The sequence below is a fragment of the Yeguia hominis genome (assembly GCF_014384705.1).
Classification (GTDB): domain Bacteria; phylum Bacillota; class Clostridia; order Oscillospirales; family Acutalibacteraceae; genus Yeguia; species Yeguia hominis.
Genome location: NZ_JACRSN010000003.1, coordinates 48,374 through 65,070, shown reverse-complemented (window position 1 = coordinate 65,070; position 16,697 = coordinate 48,374). Strand labels below are relative to the sequence as shown.

Genomic DNA, 16,697 nt, shown 5'->3' with positions numbered 1-16,697 from the left:
GGACTTTGCCTTCCGAATCCAATCGAACAGTTGTGCTTGGCCTTTGCAACACCGATTCCGACACAACCCATTTCACTAACCACCTCCGACAGATTGGTTTTTATGCTGTTGTCCACAGGGTTCTTTTCTCTTGTAACCTCGTTTTAAATAAACTGTCATAGCCATAGCGATAGAAGCCATATCCCACACTGTTTACAGCGTCGCACATGTCCTTGCAGAGGGACCTTAATCACTACTAATTTATGATACGAGGAGTCTTTCTCTATGAACAACACAAACAATCTGAAAGCTGTTGTCGCCGGCCATGTCTGCCTTGATATCACACCCGTTTTTCCGCAAAACAACGCCACGCTCTCCGATGTCATGGTTCCCGGACGCCTGACCAATGTCGGCGTTTCCGACATTCATACCGGCGGCGCCGTGTCCAACACCGGACTCGCCATGCAGTTCTTTGGCGCGGACACCGTTCTGATGGGCAAAATCGGCGATGACGATTTCGGAAAAATCGTGCGCGACCGGTACCATGCACACGGTATCGCCGACAGCATGATCGTCTCGTCGGATTCCACCTCCTACAGCGTTGTGCTGGCCGTTCCGGGCAGCGACCGGATTTTCCTGCACCATACCGGTGCAAATGATACCTTCTGTTTTGATGATCTCGATTTTTCCAAAATCGCCGATGCAAAGCTGTTTCATTTCGGATATCCCCCGCTGATGCGGAGCATGTATGCGGACGGCGGATCCGAATTATTGCGAATTTTCCAAAAGGTCGACGAACTCGGCGTCGTCACCTCCCTTGATATGGCGGCCGTAGATGCCAATTCCCCTGCCGGGCGCGCAGACTGGGAGGGCATTTTGAGCCGTGTCCTGCCGCATGTCGATCTCTTTGTACCAAGCGTCGAAGAGCTCTGCTACATGCTCGACCGTGAGCGCTATGCCGATTGGCTGCAGCGCGCAAACGGCAAAGACGTCACACGGTTTATCTCCGTCAGCCGCGATATTGCACCGCTCGGAGAAAAGCTGCTGCAGATGGGTGCGAAAGTCGTCCTCATTAAAAGCGGCGCGCCTGGACTTTACTACTGCACTGCAGGCACCGACGCAATTGCCAAGATTGAGAAAAAACTCGGATTTGCACTCGAAGGCTTTGCAGACCGCAGCGGATTCGAGCGCAGCTACGAGGCAGAGTGCGTACGTTCCGGAACCGGCGCAGGCGACACCAGCATTGCGGCGTTTTTAACCGCAGTCCTCAAAGGTTATTCCTTTGACACCTGTGTCCAACTGGCTGTCGGTGCAGGCACCTGCTGTGTTTCCGCCTATGATGCACTCAGCGGATTGCTTCCTTTCGACGCCATGCTGAAAAAAATGGAAGCTGGCTGGCCAAAAGAAAACATTCCGGTCATCGAATAAAGGAGGCATTCCCATGCAAAAAAAGAAAACAGCCGTCATGTACGGCGCGGGCAATATTGGCCGGGGATTTATCGGGCAGGTTCTGCACGATTCCGGCTATGAGGTTGCCTTTGTAGATGTCGATCAGAATTTGATTGACGCATTTAACCAAACCGGTTCGTATGTCATCACCGTCGTGGAGGGCGACCGTGCAGAAGAAAAGGTCATCGGCGACGTCCGCGGCGTCAACGGTATGGATCTTGACGCGGTTGCACACGAAATTGCAGAGGCAGATGTGATGGCCGTTTCTGTCGGAATGCGGATTCTTCCCCGCATTGCCGGAAATCTTGCCGCCGGCATCCGTCTGCGGGAAAAATTGCATCCCGGCCTTCCGCTCAATCTGCTGATCTGCGAGAATCTGCCGGATCCCGAAGGCTTCGTGCGCAAGCTGCTGCTCGAGGCGCTCGGAGAAGATCAGGCGCTTCTGGAAAATGTCGGGCTGGTTGCAGCAACCATCGGCCGGATGATTCCCCCGCTGCCGCCGGAGAAGCGTCGGGTCTGCACCGATATTCATGTGGAGCCCTTCTGCAGTCTTCCGGTTGATGCAGATGCATTCCGCGGAGAAATCCCCGCCCTGCGCTATTTGGAGCCCTATTCCCCGTTTGCGTTCTGTGAAGAAAAAAAACTCTATATTCACAACATGGGACATGCGCTCTGTGCTTATTTCGGCGCGCTGAAAAGGTATCGCGCAATCTGCGAAGCGATTGCCGATCCGGTTATCGCGTTTCTCGTACACGGCGCCATGATTTCCAGTGCAAACGCCATCGCGCAGGCTTATGGCGAAGACGCTGCCGCGGTCACTGCCTATGCAGAAGATCTTGTCCGCCGGTTCGGCAATGCCGCTCTTGGGGATACGGTTGTGCGCGTAGGAAAGGATCCGCTGCGGAAACTCTCCCCGAAAGACCGTCTGCTCGGTGCGCTTTCGCGCTGCCAATCGCAGAAAATTCCTGCCCCGCAGATTTTAATGGGAATCGGCGCGGCACTGCATTTTCAAGATGCCGAGGATCCTTCTTCGCTGGAATTGCGGCGTCTCCTTGCAGAACAGGGCGTCGCACAGTACCTGCAAAACGCGTTGGGACTTTCCGAGGCAGACGCCCGTGAGACCGCGTGGTACTATCAAACATTGCCGGCATTGCTTTCCTGATCCAGCAGGTTTGCAGGCAGGAACCATTCTTCTACATAAACAATGGAAACCATCCGAAGGTCATTTTCTTCGGATGGTTTTTAATTGACTTTTGGCGCGGTCGCTTCTATACTGAATTTGTACGCAAACCTTGAGATGCCTGCTTTCAAACGATTTCCAAGCAGCCTTTGCATGCCGAAAGCATGCGCAATTTTATCTTTTCTGACGTCCGCCAAACGAACTCTATGCTTCCCTTGCCGGTTTGAACCCTGCGAATGCAGCGATCCGCAGACACACGTTCAAGGTTTGTACAAACCCCGGATTCCATAGACTACCGCTGGTTTTGCCAAAGCACCAACTGCCGCTTTATGCATGGAAAGCAGAATGCGCGGCCTTGCGCAGGATATCCCATTCAGCGTGCGCCTGAACGCGTTTCGGTTGTTTCTTTTCTGAGATATACTGGGCCGTACGCCCATTTTGCACACCTCGGATCCAATGTAACCTTTTCAAAAAGGAAAGATCCCATAGATTCACAAGAATGAACCCACCTGCAGCGTGTCCGGCGTTTTTCGCCTTGCGGCCGCAGACCGCCTGCGTCTCAAAAACAAAATCCATGCAAAAATGCATTGCTGATCGGTGCAAGTCTTTTGAACTTGATTGCCAGAAAAAGGCTCTCCGCGAATACTTGCGGCAAAGAACTTGACGCAACATGGACGCATTCTCTGTCTGTCAAAACCGCGCCTTTTCTTAATCAATTGATGATACAGAAACCGGAGGAATGTTTATGTGGCTAATTTTCGCGCTGCTGTCCGCAGTTTTTGCAGCGCTCACCTCGATTTTGGCGAAGATCGGAATTGAGGGTGTGAATTCGAATCTTGCAACTGCGATCCGAACTGTTGTTGTCGTAATCATGTCCTGGGGCATGGTCTTTCTGACCGGCACACAGGGCGGAATTTCGGAAATCAGCAAAAAAAGTTGGCTGTTTCTGATTTTATCCGGTCTTGCAACCGGCGCTTCCTGGCTATGCTATTACAGGGCGCTGCAAACCGGTGCCGCGTCTAAAGTTGTACCGATCGACAAGCTGAGCGTCGTCATCACGATTCTTTTGGCGTTTATTTTCCTGCACGAAGAGGTCACAATCAAATCTCTGGCCGGATGCGTCCTGATCGGAGCCGGAACGCTCCTGATGGTACGATAACCATCCCATTTTCAGGGCCCTTCCGCAAACGCCGGATTTGCTCAGTTTCCTGCATCCAAATTAAAAGGCAGATTGTATGGAATGCTTCCATATCCTCTGCCTTTTCTTTGTTTCCAAAATCATGAAAGACATCTCCCGCTGCAGCAGCTTCAAAATATTCATCCGGTCAAAAGCCCAGAAAAAATTTAGGCGGGCTTTTAAACCGCTTGGGCCTTTCATATCCCGCATTTTTTGTTACCCTTGTTCTATAAAAAATGCAGCAGTTATGCCCGGTCATGATTTTTAAACTGTACGAGACGCCTTTCCTGCCAAGAAAAGCAAGCTTTTCCAAAGATTTACCGGGCAGCAAATTGTGCAACATCAAAAAGCCGAAATCTCCTCACGCCTTCTGCGCAAGGAGATTCCGGCTTTTCATTTTCAGAAGCAACTCGTTCAGGAGAGTACACTCAAATCAAGCGCATGCAGTTCTGCATACATCGGCTCGGTCGCTGCCGCACGTGCCGCATCGTCCGGATACAGATCCATCAGAAGAATTCCCATCAGCTTCTCCAGTTCCATATGCGGGAAGAAGGTGATGTATTCGTCGAGGAGCGTAGAATCCGCGCCATAGGACGCAAGATGCCGATACAGAATTTCTTTTGCACGCGGATCGTGCATAACAGTGTCGAGCATGGTATGGCAGTTATAGTTGTACGCGGTGATGCCTTTTGCCACAAAAGCAGCTTCTGCCGCAATATGGCGGGAAGAATTGCCGACCAGCACTTTGTAGGCGCCCGCTTCGCTGATCCACGCATGCAGCTCCGGATCATAAGAAGCAAGATCTGCCGCAGTCAGCACGAAGGAAATTTCTTTCTCTTCGCCCGGATTCAGGAAAACCTTCTGGAAGGCTTTCAGCTCTTTGACCGGTTTGACCAGTGTGGAAACCGGATCCTGCACATAAAGCTGAACCACTTCTTTTCCCGCAACCGCGCCGGTATTCTTCACCGTAACGGCAGCCGTGATGCTTTCGCCGCAATCCATATCCATCGTATCCCGATCCAAACGGAGATTGCCGATCTCAAAGGTTGTGTAGGAAAGTCCGAATCCAAACGGGAACATCGGGTCGACATCTTTGTAGTCATAGTAACGATAGCCAACAAAGATTCCTTCGCCATAGGTGACTTCGCCTGCACAGCCGGGGAAGTTGCCATAAGTCGGGCAATCCTGATAACGTTTTGGGAACGTCAGCGGCAGTTTGCCGGAAGGATTTACCTCACCGAACAGCATTTTAGCGGTAACGCGTCCGCCCTCCATGCCGGGGAAGAACACGCAGAACATTGCGTCGCAATCATCGACATAGTCGCGTACGTCGACCGGTCCGGCAACGTTGAGCACAACGACAACTTTTTTGCCCTTTTCCTTGGCCTCGCGAACTGCAGCAAGCAGCATCGCTTTCTCTTCCGGCTCCAGATCCATATCCGGACGGTCGCTGCCTTCCTGTCCGTTTGCAATTGCGGTGATTACCACAACATCCGAAGCCTCGTCGATCCGGCCAAATACGACGTTTTCTTTTCCGGTGATCGCTTCGCTCTCTTTGACCATGCTGGTGGACTGGTCGGTGTATACCACTGCACTGCCGCCGCCGGATTCCACAAACTGCATGGAGTGTTCGCCGATGAAGCTGAGCTTCGCGCCTTTGGCAAGCGGCAGCAGGCCGTCATTCTTCAGGAGCACGATGCCTTCCGCCGCAGAGCGGAACGCAGCCTCGCGGGAATATTCACGATCGATATCAAAATTCCTGTGGCCTTTCATGACCGGCATATCCAAAAGCATCACGAGCAGATTTTTCACCGCTTCGTCCAGCGCTTTTTCGTCCAGTGTGCCGTTCTTTACCGCCTCGATAATCGGCGTTACATCGCGCTTGCCGGGCATATCCAGATCGTTTCCGGCGCGCACAGCGTCTGCCTTGTCATATGCTGCGCCCCAGTCGGAGACGACCATACCCTCATAGCCCCATTCTTTGCGGAGCACATCGATGAGCAGCCACGGATTCATCGCGCAAGCGGTTCCGTTGATTTTATTGTAAGCGGACATCAGGCTCTTGACGCCGCCGTCCTGCACACAGGCCTTGAAGCCCGGGAAATAGATTTCATACAGTGCGCGAAGCGGGATCTGTTCGTCAACATTCTGCCGGTGCGTCTCCTGGTTGTTCGCTGCAAAGTGCTTGACGTTCGCAACGAGGCCTTCATCCTGCACGCCCTTGACAAATTCCGGCGCAAGCTTCACGGTCAGACACGGATCTTCTGAATACCCCTCAAACACACGGCCATTGCGCGGATCGCGGTGAATGTTGACGTTCGGAGAACCGAGCACCATATCTACCTTGTAGGCATCCATTTCCTTTGCAACTGCATTGCCGCAGAGGTAAACGGTCTCCGGATCCCACGTTGCGCCCAGCAGCATTCCCGGCGGGAAGCAACCCGGCAGCTTATGCCCGGGGTAAATTTCATCCATGTCCTTTTCAATCAGATCGTAAATTTTCCGGCTGTCTTCGTCCATCTTCTCAGGTGTCAGAAGATTCTCCAGAATATTCATCATTTTATTTGCGCTGACCTGACGGCGCAGGCTGGTGCCTTTGGCGTCGCCGCGCTCATAAATATGGTTGCAGATATCGGTATAGTACTGATAGAAGTTCACACCTGTACCGCCGTCCAGCACGCGAGCGGAGGGGATTCCCAGACGCTCAATTCCAAACGTCGTAAAAGCGGAATCACCGGTTACGAAAAGTGCTTTTTCCTCCAAGGTCATCTCCGCAATTACGGCGGGAATGGAGGCTCTGTCTTTCAGTTTTACTGTCATGGTATTGCTCCCTTCTCTGCTTTCATTTTCGGTCAATTGTGCAGTGTCAGACAAGCGCGCTTTCCTCGGTCGGGCCCCAGAAACCGTTTCCGATAAAGCCCGCAGGAAGCGCCTTCGGCTGCTCGAATGTCGATTCCAGCCGGACAATCTGCTCTTCTTTCGCCGCACGCAGAATGCCGTGCAGCATTTCAAACACATGATAGGCCATTTCCTTCGAAGCACGGTGCGGCCGGTTTCCACGGATGGCCCAGGCCATCTCTGCCGCGCCGATTCCACGCGACTGCTCTGTATAACCGTGGGTATACGGGAATTCAAAGGTCTCGCCCTTCGTTTTCTTGACAGAAATCTTGCTGTCAAACATATTCGGATCGCCGACATAGAGGATCCCGTCCGTTCCATATATCTCAAAGAGGACGGTCTCATCGAGAATCGAATCCGAATTCATATGGAACGTTCCCAGCACGCCGTTTTTATAGCGCAGCGATGCGGTTACAACGTTTTCGGTTTCCAGCGTATACGGCTCTCCAAACGTCCGGTTCGTGACGCGCCGATCCACGCGTTCCGGATTGTAGCAACGCGAAAATGCTGCGACAGACTCCGCCGGGCCGAAGAAATTCGCCAGCGCCGTCAGATAATATCCGCCCATATCAAAGGCAATTCCCGCGCCTTTCATGCGCAAATGCGGCAGCAGTTCGCCGAAGATTCCATAATCCCGGTTAAGTGACGCCACAAAGGAAAGCGGCTCGCCGATCAATCCGGTCTCCATGACATACCGCGCCGTTTGAATGGCGCCGCCAAGGAACGTATCCGGTGCTACACCCAGCCGCAGGCCTTTCTCATCGGCCAATGCGCAGAGCTCTTTGCCCTCTTCCAGCGTGACCGCGATCATCTTCTCGGAAAAAACATGTTTTCCGGCAAGCAGCGCCTGCTTGGTAATCGGATAGTGCGCTGCCGGTGTCGTGAGATTGATCACCATCTCGATCTCCGGGTCTGCAAGGATTTCATCAAACGTCAATCCGCGGATACCGTATTTTTCTGCGCAGGCATCCCGTCTTGCGAGATCGAGATCCGTACAGGCGACCACGTCCAAAATAGAAAAATGCTTGCGGATGGAATCCAAATATACGCTGCTGATCGATCCACAGCCGACCACTGCAACTTTCATTTTTTCAATACTCATCGGATCCTCCTCCTTCTTTACAGCAGATCTTTCAGGCTATCTGCCGGATCGCGCTCCGGAAAATATTCCAGTCCGACATACCGGTCATACCCAGCCTCTGCCAGCTTTTTAAATAAATACGGATAGTTCAGTTCGCCGTTATCCAGCTCGTGCCGTCCGTTGCTGCCTGCACAGTGAATGTGCCCGATTTTTTCAAGGTTCGGCAGCATGTGCCGGAGAATATCCCCTTCATTAATCTGCTGATGATAAATATCAAACAGCACCTTGACATAAGGGCTTCCGACTTCCTCGATGATCGCAAACGCCTCTTTCGAGGAGCTCAAATAATAGCCGATGTGATCGACATAAATATTGAGCGGCTCCACAACCAGCGTCACACCCGATTCTTCAAGCACCGGCAGGCTTGCGCGGAGCGCTTCCACGATGGCTGCGTGCTGTTCCGCACGCGGTGCGCCGGTGTCGTCGCCGACTGTTGCAATCATGGTCTTGCAGCCCAGGCGTTTCGCCGCCGCAGCGGAATCGCGTACGCCGCAGACAAAGGCGTCTCGGTTCTTCGGATCCGTAATCTGCGTTGCACGGGTGCAGAATACTGCAACCTGCAGACCGGTTTCCTCCTGCAGCCGAACAAGTCCATCGAGGTCTTTGTCCTCCCAGGACCAGAATTCGACCGCTTTCGCGCCGGCCCTCTGCGCCGCACGAACGCTTTCTAAAAAGTCTTTTCCAAAATAAAGCGAATCCACGCAAACAGAAACTTTCATTTTCTTGACTCCTTTTCAGAAATGATACAAAAGGGACGCGAAAAAGATGCGCTCCCCGCTAATCACAATCATAACAGGCAGCGCCGACCCAGAAAAGGGTATTTTGCGAGTATTTTCATGGACAAATCCGACTTTTTGCAAGGGGAAGGGCGCCGCCGGAACAGAACCGACCTGCTGCCGGCGGCGCTTAGGAAACTCGATGTCTCAGGACTGGTTCCAGAGACGCTCAAGATATTCCCGACATTGAATCATTTCCGCTGCAAAATCGGAATCCGCTTTCTGCGGGACGTATTCAACCGCCATGTAGCCGTCGAATCCGCTTTTTTTGATGCGGGGCAAAAGTGCCGCAAAATCGACCATGCCCTCGCCGTGCAATACGCCAACCATATAGCGGCCGTTTGCACAGAAATCTCCTACACCGTAGCCCGGCGTCGGCGTCCCGTCAGAAAACCGCATGTCTTTGAGATGCGCATGAGAAAGATACGGCGCTAATTGATCATAGAATTCGACCGGATCATCGCCCTGCGCAATCATGTTTCCGGTATCGAATACATGCCGCAGGCCGGGCACCTTTTCGAGCAGCGCAAGAACTTCCTCGGCACTGCACATCGGGAAGGTGATATCCGGTGCATCTTCAATCACCACTGTGATTCCTTTTTTGTCCGCAAGTTCCACCGCATAGGCAAGATCTTCCGCAAAAGCCTCCGCCACTTTTTCACGCGGAACGCCGCGGATAAAGTCTGCGTATCCGCCGGGTGCAAACATGTAAACACCGGCGCCCAGTCTTTCGGTCAAATCGAGATTGCGGCGAATCTGCTCTCTTGCACGCTGGGCTGCAGCCGCGTTCCCAATTGCCGGAGACGGGACAAAATCAATGTAACAGGCAACTTTGAGCCCCAGTTCCTTGAGCAGTGCACGGATTTCCTCTTCGGTTCCATGCGCAAAGTCATAGGAACAGAGATCCACCGCTTCAAATCCGGCGCGTTTGACTGCAGTATAGACTTCCCGCAAAGATGCATGTTCGTTGCGATGCAGCATAAACAGCGTAATCAAACTCAGTTTCATTTGCTGCAGGCCTCCTCTCCTCCTGTAATCTGGAAGGAACGGTCGGTGTATTCCATCAGCTCAATGCGGTTTCCGTCCGGATCCGCAATCCAGAGCTGATAGGTATAATCCGGCCCGAGGGCAATATCGGTAATCAGGCGAACCCCTTTTTCGATGAGCTCCGCCTTCGCCGCTTTGAGGTCCGGAACCTCCAGGCTCAAATGGAGATATCCAATATGGTTGTCGCTCTGATCGAGCGCGGGAACGTCATCGTACGCCGGGAACAGTTCCAGGAACTGCCCGGGGCGCACCTCAAGATAGGTCAGCCACGGTTTTTCGGCAATTTCCGCCAAGCGCGCACGCTGCGCCTCTGTGCCTTCCTGCTCTTTTAACAGCTCAATAAACGCACTGTTCGGAATCGTAAATTTCCGCTGAAAGCCCAGCTCGTCACAATAAAACCGCAGAGACGCTTCGAGATCCCGCACCTTATAGGAAACGTGCGCAATGTTGTTATATTCCATAGAGCAGCGCCTCCTTTAGCCTTTGACCGCACCAGCCGTCATGCCTTCGATCAAATATTTCTGCGCGAACAGCATGAAGAGCACGGTCGGAATGGTCGCAATCGTCGAAGCAGCCATCAGGTTCGGCCAGTCTGCACCATTCTGCTGCACAAAACGCTGCAAGCCAACCGTTATCGTCATAACCTGATCTTTCCGCAGAAAGATGCTGGCGAGTGTATATTCGTTCCAGGCGTTGAGAACGGTGAAAATGGCGACCGTTGCAATACCCGGCAGTGCAAGCGGCATGATGATTTTAATGAATGCCTCAAAGCGCGTACATCCGTCTACAATTGCGGCGCCCTCGAGATCTCGCGGAATGGAATCAAAAAAGCCTTTGAGCATCCAGATGCAGAATGCGAGGTTCATCGTCGTGTAGCTGATGCCAACCGACCAGAGCGTGTTGACCATCTGCAGCTTGTTGTAAATGACATAGAGCGGCATGAGCAGCAGCATCACCGGGAACATCTGTAATAACAGCAGCAGAATGGAATAAAACTTAAAATACGGTCCCTTAAAGCGGGAAATCGCATAGCCGGCAAAGGAAGCCACGATTATACAGATCAGCGTTACACTGCCGGCAACGATCAAGCTGTTGAGAACGTTGCGCATAAACGTCGTCTTAAACAGAACGGTTTCAAAGCTGCTGAAGCTGATCTGATCAAAACTCGCGGGAAATAGCGAAATGGTTGTAAGCGCAGCCTGGCGTTCTTTAATCGCCGTGCCCAACATCGAAATAAAGGGCAGGCAGAGTACAAAAAGAAGCAGTACTAGCACAAGATAGGTCAAAATATCGAGAAAAATAATTTTCTTTGTCTTTTTCTGTTCCACATTCATCTTTGCCCTGCCTCCTATTCCTCATTATTGGTTTTCATTACCCGCAGATAAATGAGCGCGACAACAAGCAGGACAATCAGCATCATACTCGCCATCGATGAAGCATACCCGATATTACTCCGGTAAAACGCCGTGTAATAGGTCAGGATTGGCAGCGTAAAGGTCGCGTTGTTCGGGCCGCCGTTGGTAATCAGATAAATGTTATCAAAATGGTTAAAGACCCAAATAAACATCAAAATAGTCGAAATTGCACTGACGCCCTTGATCATCGGCATCGTGATATAGCGGAAGGATTTCCAGAACCCGGCGCCATCGATATAGGCAGACTCATAAAGATCCTTCGGGATGCTCTGCAGGCCGGCCAGGATGACGATCATCATAAACGGATAATCTCTCCACATATCCGTGAAAATAACTGTCACCCGTGCAAACTTTTCGTCGGCCAGAAAAAGAATTGAATTGTCAATCAGACCGATGCTCTTGAGGAACTTGTTGATCCAGCCGACCTGATCGTTCATCAGCCAGATCCAGTTGGTCGAAGCAACCGACGGCGCAACAATCCAGGGCAGAAGCGCCAAGGTACGGAAAACGCCGCGGCCTTTGATGTGGCGATTCAGAAGCATCGCCAGGAAGAGTCCCAGCAAATAAGCGATTGCGACGGTTGCAAATGTATAAATAAAGGTGTACAGAATTGCGGAATGGAATTCCGTATCCTCAGTGAACAATTTGATATAGTTGTCAAAGCCGTTAAACGCGCGTTTTTTAGGCTTTTGAAGGTTGTAATTCTGAAAACCGAGTAAAATACCCTGAAACAGCGGATAAATACTGACGACTAAAATCAGGATGGAGGCGGGGATGGTCATGAGATAACCCAGTCGGTTGCTCTCCAGCCTGTTATGTTTTCTTTTCACTGCGCCTTCCCCTTTCGCTGAAAAACTCAGATTTTTATAGCATGATCGGCCAGAAAGAAATCTGACTGGCCGATCACAACATGGTTTATTCTACACAGGAATGTGCAAATGCTTATTCTGCGTAGTCGTCGATGCACGCCTGCAGATTCTTGTTGCAGGTTTCCAGCGCTTCTTCTACGCTCTTGCCGGAGAGAACGAGCTCAACAGCATCGCCAGCGATCTGCTCGCCTTCGACCTGTGCAAACTGCGGATACAGGTTCTCACAGGGATAAACCGGAGTCTGGCCGTTGGAAACTGTATACTTATAGGTATCCATTCTCCACTGGCTGGTGGAATAATACTCATCCTCATAGTAGGAGGAACGCGCCGGGAAGTTGCCCTGCTGGCCCTTCGTCATGAGCGGAAGATTGTTCTCTGTCCACCATTTGAGGAAATAGCGGGAAGCGTTCGGATATTCGGTCTGGCTAAAGCCGTTGATGCCATTGATACAGTTGATATATTTACCCTTGCCGTTTGCATCCGGACCGGAAACGTTCGGCAGAACGCGGGTAACCTCTTCAATCTCGGTGCCTTCGCAGAAGTTGCCGGACACACCAACCAAAATGCTGCTCTCGCCTGCGAGCCAGATTTTCTGTATATCAGCATCTTTATAGCCTGCGGAGCCTTCACTGACAAGACCGTTGTCATAAAGCTTTTTCAGGAATTCATAGATATGAACATTTTTGTCGCTGAGCATATCTGCTTTCGTGTCCGCTGTGGTCAGACCGGAATCGTTGGTTGCTGCAAGCGTAAATGAAACGTGTCCGCCCGTCTGGTCTCCCGCTCCCATGAGCACCGGGATCTTATCCGGGAATTTCTCTTTCAGCGTCTGCGCCGTCTCCACGAACTCATCATAGGTAGTCGGCAGATCGGTGATGCCGGCCTCCTCAAAGAAGTCGCTGCGATAGAGAATCTGCTTGGAATCCAGGCCGAACGGAATGCCGTACTGAACGCCTTCATACTGATAGAACGTCCACATATACTCCGGAATTTCGGTCAGGATGGAGCTGTCTTCTGCTTTCCAGGCTTCCATGATCGGATCGAGGTCAAGGCTCTCGCCCATAACCGCGTACTGGATCGGGTTTGCAGAAGGACCGGTCGCAACATCAGGAGCCGCGCCGCTCGTAACAGCCGTCAGGAATGTCTCATAGTAGCCGTCCCATGCGATCATCTGCATATCCACTTTAATGCCGTACTCGTTTTCCGAATTAAAGCGGTCAACAAGCTCTTGTACAACAGCCTGATAGTCCGACGTGCCGCCCCACTGCATTTCCCAGTAGGTGATGGTTGCATTCTCTTCAATTTCATCCATGAAAAGGCCCGTACCGGCCGGCTCGGAGGAATCAGAGGAATCATCCGAAGACGGCATTTCGGAGGAGGAATCTGCTGTGCTGGAGGAGCTATCCGGGGTAGACGACGAAGCATTGCCGGAACATCCGGCCATCATGCACAGAACAAGTGCCAGGACCATAACGAGTGCCAAAACTTTTTTCTGCATTTGTGTCTCTCCTTTTCTGTTTTTAGTTTCATTTAATTTGCCCTTCTAAAAACTGTACATTACAGAACGGTCATTTTTACAGAGGATTTTCGCCCCTTGGGGAGGAAATCCTCTATTTTTGTACTGTTCCAAAAGGCACACTATTTTGAACAAAATCATGCAAAAAAATGCGGACAATTCATCCTTCCGTCACGATCACGCGCAAAAATGTACAATTAAATGAAACTAAATGTATTGTTTTTAGCTTTAATATCATAATACACAGTTTCAATTCAGATTTCACTGACTTTTTTGCTGTTTAGATCGGACAAATTTGCGATTTTAAGATTTTTTTAATAAACTGGTAATATTTTCTAAACGTTTTCTTTGAAACACCCTTTCCCATACGATTTTTGTTGTTGCTTTTGCGCAGTTGATGCCGGATTTTCAATAGAACTTTTTTAGTCAATTTGCATTTAAATTGTTATTCTATCTCACAATCTGTGTTTTTTCGTGTTTTTTTCACAACTCGGAAATTTGCACAGCTTCCGATCGTTTTGATATTTCATAAGAATGGATGCTTTCCTTCTTTATCTTTATCAAATTGACGCTCCCATCTGCCGTGCCATCTCGAGTGCAGGGTGCCCTTCGATTTCACCGACCGCGTTTACCCCGCCTGCAAACACGGTGCCGGCAAGAGTTACACCATCAAAGCAATCCATCCAGCCCACTAGGCCGCTGACCGCCTTCTGCGGAACCTCCGGTGCATCTTCAGCTGCTGTGGTCAGCATATAGATCGGAATGCATACGCCGATCCATAAAGCGAATTTGCACGGTCCAGCAGCGTTTTCATCTGCCCGCTCATCTCGTAATAATAAATTGGCGTTACAAACACAATGACATCGGTGCTCCGCATATCTTCCGTCAGCGCGAGCGCATCGTCTCTATCACGCAATGATGAAGCTTTTGACAGGCCAGACATCCTTTAACAAAAGGCAATTGACTTTCCGCGCAGGGTTCTTGTCTGCACAGTATGCCCTGCGCGTTTGGCGCCTTCCGCAAACGCATCGGCAAGCGCTTCGGAATTGCTCCGATTCCGCAGACTTGTGGAAAGAATCAGAATCTTTTTGGACATTTTAAGCCCTCCATTTCCGTTTTGTTTTCTTTTATTTTTGATTGTATACCATAAGCCCTGCTTTATATCGACATAGTTTAATAAAATTTCATATTTTATCATGATTTTTTAGAGATTCTGTTTAGCACAGCATTACACTACTGCATTTTCTTCTCTATTGCGCTAAAATTGGCCGCACCTGAATTGTTTTCGCCAAAAAAGATGTATATTTTTTGCATTTGAGCCGGGAAGGCTTGCAATTCTGCGCAAAAGGAGTATATTAAAACTGACAAAATCGTAAAAAGTGCCGGAAAGCACCCCCAAATCCGGCACATTTTGCGGATTTCCCTGCATTTTACAGGTTTTCTGAAAAACGCTTTTCACAGATGCCTTTCTTGCAATACAAGCCGTGCGAAAACGACACGCATGTTCCCATCCCCCGGAAACAAAGCGCCTTTACGGCCGCTTTTCTATCCTTCACAAAATTTAAAGGAGGTTCTATCTATGCCAACTTGGCTGGACAACGCAATTTTTTACGAAATTTATCCCCAAAGTTTTCAGGACACCAACGCAGACGGAATCGGAGATCTGCAGGGTATCATCCGTCGTTTGGACTACATTCGCGATCTGGGATGTAATGCACTGTGGCTGAACCCCTGCTTTGATTCCCCGTTTACCGATGCCGGATACGATGTCGCCGACTACAAAAAAGTGGCGCCGCGTTATGGCACCAACGAAGATCTGAAAGCGCTGTTTCACGAGGCACACAAGCGCGGGCTGCATGTGATTTTGGATCTGGTTCCCGGACACACCTCCGTGCAGCACCTCTGGTTCCGCAGTTCCATGCAGGCGGAGCCCAACGAATTTTCCGGCCGTTATGTCTGGAATGATAACATCTGGGATCCCTTCGAGGGCGTCCAGAACATTACCGGCTGCATTCGCGGAATTTCCGACCGCAACGGATGCTGCGCCGTAAACTTCTTCTCCACCCAGCCCTGCCTCAACTATGGATTTGCCAACCCCACGGAAAGCTGGCAGTGTGCGCCGGATTCCAAAGACGCGCTGTCTACCCGTGAGGCGATGAAGGATGTCATGCGGTTCTGGCTGCAGCTCGGCTGTGACGGATTCCGCGTCGACATGGCCGGTTCTCTGGTCAAAAACGATGAGGACGGCCAAGAGACCATCAAGCTCTGGCAGGACTTCCGCAGATTTTTGGATGAAGAATTCCCGAATGCCGCGATTATCTCCGAATGGGGCGATCCCGCGCGTTCGCTTGCGGGCGGATTCCATATGGATTTTCTGCTGCATTTCGGTCCTTCTCATTATTTGGATCTCTTCCGCTGCGAAACCCCGTACTTCTCCCGAAAAGAGGGCGGAAGCATCACCGAATTTGCCAAAACCTACTGGAAAAATTATCAGCGCACCGACGGCAAAGGCCTGATCTGTATTCCTTCCGGCAACCATGATATGCCGCGTCTTTCTCACTATATCGATATCGAAGAAGAAAAACTGGTATTCGCCTTTTTGCTGACCATGCCGGGCGCACCGTTCCTCTATTACGGAGATGAAATTGGAATGCGCTACTTAGAAGGGCTGACCTCTGTGGAAGGCGGCTTCGAACGAACCGGAGCGCGTTCTCCCATGCAGTGGGATCACACCGCAAACGCAGGATTTTCTTCCGCCTCTCCGGAACAGCTATATATCACCATAGATCCTTCTGCCGACCGGCCAACCGTAGAAACTCAGACTGCCCAGGCGGATTCGTTATATCACGAAATTAAAAAGCTGATTGCGCTTCGTCTTACGCACGAACCGCTGCAGAGCAACGCTGCTTTCCAATTTCTCCATGCGCAGGAGCATCAGCCGCTGGTCTATTTGCGAACCGGAAAAACCGGCTCTGTGCTTGTGGCCATCAATCCGGCAGAAACGCCGGCATCCTGTGAAATCGACGAATGCGGATTCGAAGATGTCCTTTATTCCTATCACGGACAAGCCGTTTTGGAAAACGGCCTCCTGCATGTACCGGCCTGCAGCGCAACCATCTTGGCAAAGAATGTATAATTGATTATAAACAAACAAGCCCGCTGAACCGTTTCTCCGTTCAGCGGGCTTGTTTTCTATAATCTGGGAATAAACCGTTCTCGATTCGAAATCAGCGCTTTTTCCGTGGAGATT

General features: G+C 50.9%; 16 protein-coding genes. 4 read left to right on the top strand and 12 right to left on the bottom strand.

All coding sequences use genetic code 11. The annotated features are described in order from the left end of the window. Positions 1 to 264 precede the first annotated feature (264 nt). Complete coding sequence (locus tag IAG03_RS02740) at positions 265 to 1,407, top strand: carbohydrate kinase family protein (RefSeq protein ID WP_249318205.1); 1,143 nt, start codon at positions 265 to 267, stop codon at positions 1,405 to 1,407. Positions 1,408 to 1,420: 13 nt separating this feature from the next. Continuing rightward, positions 1,421 to 2,590: a mannitol dehydrogenase family protein gene (locus IAG03_RS02735; protein WP_249318204.1), complete on the top strand. Its 1,170-nt coding sequence runs from the start codon at positions 1,421 to 1,423 to the stop codon at positions 2,588 to 2,590. 345 nt (positions 2,591 to 2,935) lie between these two features. Here IAG03_RS02735 and IAG03_RS02730 read toward each other — a convergent pair whose 3' ends face one another. Beyond that, the gene (locus IAG03_RS02730) at positions 2,936 to 3,280 is read right to left on the bottom strand and encodes a hypothetical protein (RefSeq protein WP_249318203.1); all 345 of its coding nucleotides are present in this window, start codon (positions 3,278 to 3,280) and stop codon (positions 2,936 to 2,938) included. A 73-nt stretch (positions 3,281 to 3,353) separates the two neighbouring features. On the opposite strand from IAG03_RS02730, the gene IAG03_RS02725 reads away from it, so the two are divergent. Next, positions 3,354 to 3,767 carry an EamA family transporter gene (locus IAG03_RS02725; protein WP_249318202.1) on the top strand — a complete coding sequence of 138 codons (414 nt, stop codon included), beginning with the start codon at positions 3,354 to 3,356 and terminating at the stop codon, positions 3,765 to 3,767. 432 nt (positions 3,768 to 4,199) lie between these two features. Here the strand turns inward: IAG03_RS02725 and IAG03_RS02720 are convergent, their stop codons facing one another. The 11 genes from IAG03_RS02720 to IAG03_RS14345 all read right to left on the bottom strand — a co-directional run bounded on the left by IAG03_RS02720 (position 4,200) and on the right by IAG03_RS14345 (position 14,543). After that, positions 4,200 to 6,605, bottom strand: coding sequence for a glycoside hydrolase family 3 N-terminal domain-containing protein (locus IAG03_RS02720; protein WP_249318201.1), 2,406 nt, complete (start codon positions 6,603 to 6,605; stop codon positions 4,200 to 4,202). 46 nt (positions 6,606 to 6,651) lie between these two features. Continuing rightward, complete coding sequence (locus IAG03_RS02715; protein WP_249318200.1) at positions 6,652 to 7,785, bottom strand: Gfo/Idh/MocA family protein; 1,134 nt, start codon at positions 7,783 to 7,785, stop codon at positions 6,652 to 6,654. A 17-nt stretch (positions 7,786 to 7,802) separates the two neighbouring features. Continuing rightward, the gene (locus IAG03_RS02710) at positions 7,803 to 8,543 is read right to left on the bottom strand and encodes a hydroxypyruvate isomerase family protein (RefSeq protein ID WP_249318199.1); all 741 of its coding nucleotides are present in this window, start codon (positions 8,541 to 8,543) and stop codon (positions 7,803 to 7,805) included. 204 nt (positions 8,544 to 8,747) lie between these two features. Further along, positions 8,748 to 9,608, bottom strand: coding sequence for a sugar phosphate isomerase/epimerase family protein (locus tag IAG03_RS02705; RefSeq protein WP_249318198.1), 861 nt, complete (start codon positions 9,606 to 9,608; stop codon positions 8,748 to 8,750). Continuing rightward, positions 9,605 to 10,108, bottom strand: coding sequence for a VOC family protein (locus tag IAG03_RS02700; RefSeq protein WP_249318197.1), 504 nt, complete (start codon positions 10,106 to 10,108; stop codon positions 9,605 to 9,607). The genes IAG03_RS02705 and IAG03_RS02700 overlap by 4 nt, the downstream gene beginning before the upstream one ends. Positions 10,109 to 10,123: 15 nt before the next feature. Next, positions 10,124 to 10,981, bottom strand: coding sequence for a carbohydrate ABC transporter permease (locus IAG03_RS02695; RefSeq protein ID WP_249318196.1), 858 nt, complete (start codon positions 10,979 to 10,981; stop codon positions 10,124 to 10,126). A gap of 14 nt (positions 10,982 to 10,995) precedes the next feature. Beyond that, positions 10,996 to 11,892 carry a carbohydrate ABC transporter permease gene (locus IAG03_RS02690; RefSeq protein WP_249318195.1) on the bottom strand — a complete coding sequence of 299 codons (897 nt, stop codon included), beginning with the start codon at positions 11,890 to 11,892 and terminating at the stop codon, positions 10,996 to 10,998. Positions 11,893 to 12,004: 112 nt separating this feature from the next. Beyond that, on the bottom strand, positions 12,005 to 13,429 hold the full coding sequence (locus tag IAG03_RS02685) for an ABC transporter substrate-binding protein (protein ID WP_249318194.1): 1,425 nt from the start codon (positions 13,427 to 13,429) through the stop codon (positions 12,005 to 12,007). A gap of 578 nt (positions 13,430 to 14,007) precedes the next feature. After that, positions 14,008 to 14,199 carry a hypothetical protein gene (locus tag IAG03_RS02680; RefSeq protein WP_249318193.1) on the bottom strand — a complete coding sequence of 64 codons (192 nt, stop codon included), beginning with the start codon at positions 14,197 to 14,199 and terminating at the stop codon, positions 14,008 to 14,010. Beyond that, positions 14,193 to 14,324 carry an NAD(P)H-dependent oxidoreductase gene (locus IAG03_RS14350; RefSeq protein WP_346726094.1) on the bottom strand — a complete coding sequence of 44 codons (132 nt, stop codon included), beginning with the start codon at positions 14,322 to 14,324 and terminating at the stop codon, positions 14,193 to 14,195. Before IAG03_RS14350 ends, IAG03_RS02680 begins: the two co-directional genes overlap by 7 nt. Before the next feature lie 69 nt (positions 14,325 to 14,393). Further along, positions 14,394 to 14,543: a flavodoxin family protein gene (locus IAG03_RS14345; protein ID WP_346726093.1), complete on the bottom strand. Its 150-nt coding sequence runs from the start codon at positions 14,541 to 14,543 to the stop codon at positions 14,394 to 14,396. A 483-nt stretch (positions 14,544 to 15,026) separates the two neighbouring features. Between IAG03_RS14345 and IAG03_RS02670 the strand changes: the two genes are divergently transcribed. Then, positions 15,027 to 16,583 (top strand): alpha-amylase family glycosyl hydrolase, encoded by a 1,557-nt coding sequence (locus IAG03_RS02670; protein ID WP_249318192.1) that lies wholly within the window; start codon positions 15,027 to 15,029, stop codon positions 16,581 to 16,583. Positions 16,584 to 16,697 lie beyond the last annotated feature (114 nt).

What these genes read in the sequence shown, in the direction of transcription:
- IAG03_RS02710 (WP_249318199.1), bottom strand. Translation starts at nt 8,543, where the DNA reads ATGAAAGTTTCTGTTTGCGTGGATTCGCTTTATTTTGGAAAAGACTTT.
- IAG03_RS02680 (WP_249318193.1), bottom strand. Translation starts at nt 14,199, where the DNA reads ATGCTGACCACAGCAGCTGAAGATGCACCGGAGGTTCCGCAGAAGGCG.
- IAG03_RS02720 (WP_249318201.1), bottom strand. Translation starts at nt 6,605, where the DNA reads ATGACAGTAAAACTGAAAGACAGAGCCTCCATTCCCGCCGTAATTGCG.
- IAG03_RS02725 (WP_249318202.1), top strand. Translation starts at nt 3,354, where the DNA reads ATGTGGCTAATTTTCGCGCTGCTGTCCGCAGTTTTTGCAGCGCTCACC.
- IAG03_RS02700 (WP_249318197.1), bottom strand. Translation starts at nt 10,108, where the DNA reads ATGGAATATAACAACATTGCGCACGTTTCCTATAAGGTGCGGGATCTC.
- IAG03_RS02715 (WP_249318200.1), bottom strand. Translation starts at nt 7,785, where the DNA reads ATGAGTATTGAAAAAATGAAAGTTGCAGTGGTCGGCTGTGGATCGATC.
- IAG03_RS02735 (WP_249318204.1), top strand. Translation starts at nt 1,421, where the DNA reads ATGCAAAAAAAGAAAACAGCCGTCATGTACGGCGCGGGCAATATTGGC.
- IAG03_RS02695 (WP_249318196.1), bottom strand. Translation starts at nt 10,981, where the DNA reads ATGAATGTGGAACAGAAAAAGACAAAGAAAATTATTTTTCTCGATATT.
- IAG03_RS02730 (WP_249318203.1), bottom strand. Translation starts at nt 3,280, where the DNA reads ATGTTGCGTCAAGTTCTTTGCCGCAAGTATTCGCGGAGAGCCTTTTTC.
- IAG03_RS14345 (WP_346726093.1), bottom strand. Translation starts at nt 14,543, where the DNA reads ATGTCCAAAAAGATTCTGATTCTTTCCACAAGTCTGCGGAATCGGAGC.
- IAG03_RS02670 (WP_249318192.1), top strand. Translation starts at nt 15,027, where the DNA reads ATGCCAACTTGGCTGGACAACGCAATTTTTTACGAAATTTATCCCCAA.
- IAG03_RS14350 (WP_346726094.1), bottom strand. Translation starts at nt 14,324, where the DNA reads ATGCGGAGCACCGATGTCATTGTGTTTGTAACGCCAATTTATTATTAC.
- IAG03_RS02740 (WP_249318205.1), top strand. Translation starts at nt 265, where the DNA reads ATGAACAACACAAACAATCTGAAAGCTGTTGTCGCCGGCCATGTCTGC.
- IAG03_RS02685 (WP_249318194.1), bottom strand. Translation starts at nt 13,429, where the DNA reads ATGCAGAAAAAAGTTTTGGCACTCGTTATGGTCCTGGCACTTGTTCTG.
- IAG03_RS02705 (WP_249318198.1), bottom strand. Translation starts at nt 9,608, where the DNA reads ATGAAACTGAGTTTGATTACGCTGTTTATGCTGCATCGCAACGAACAT.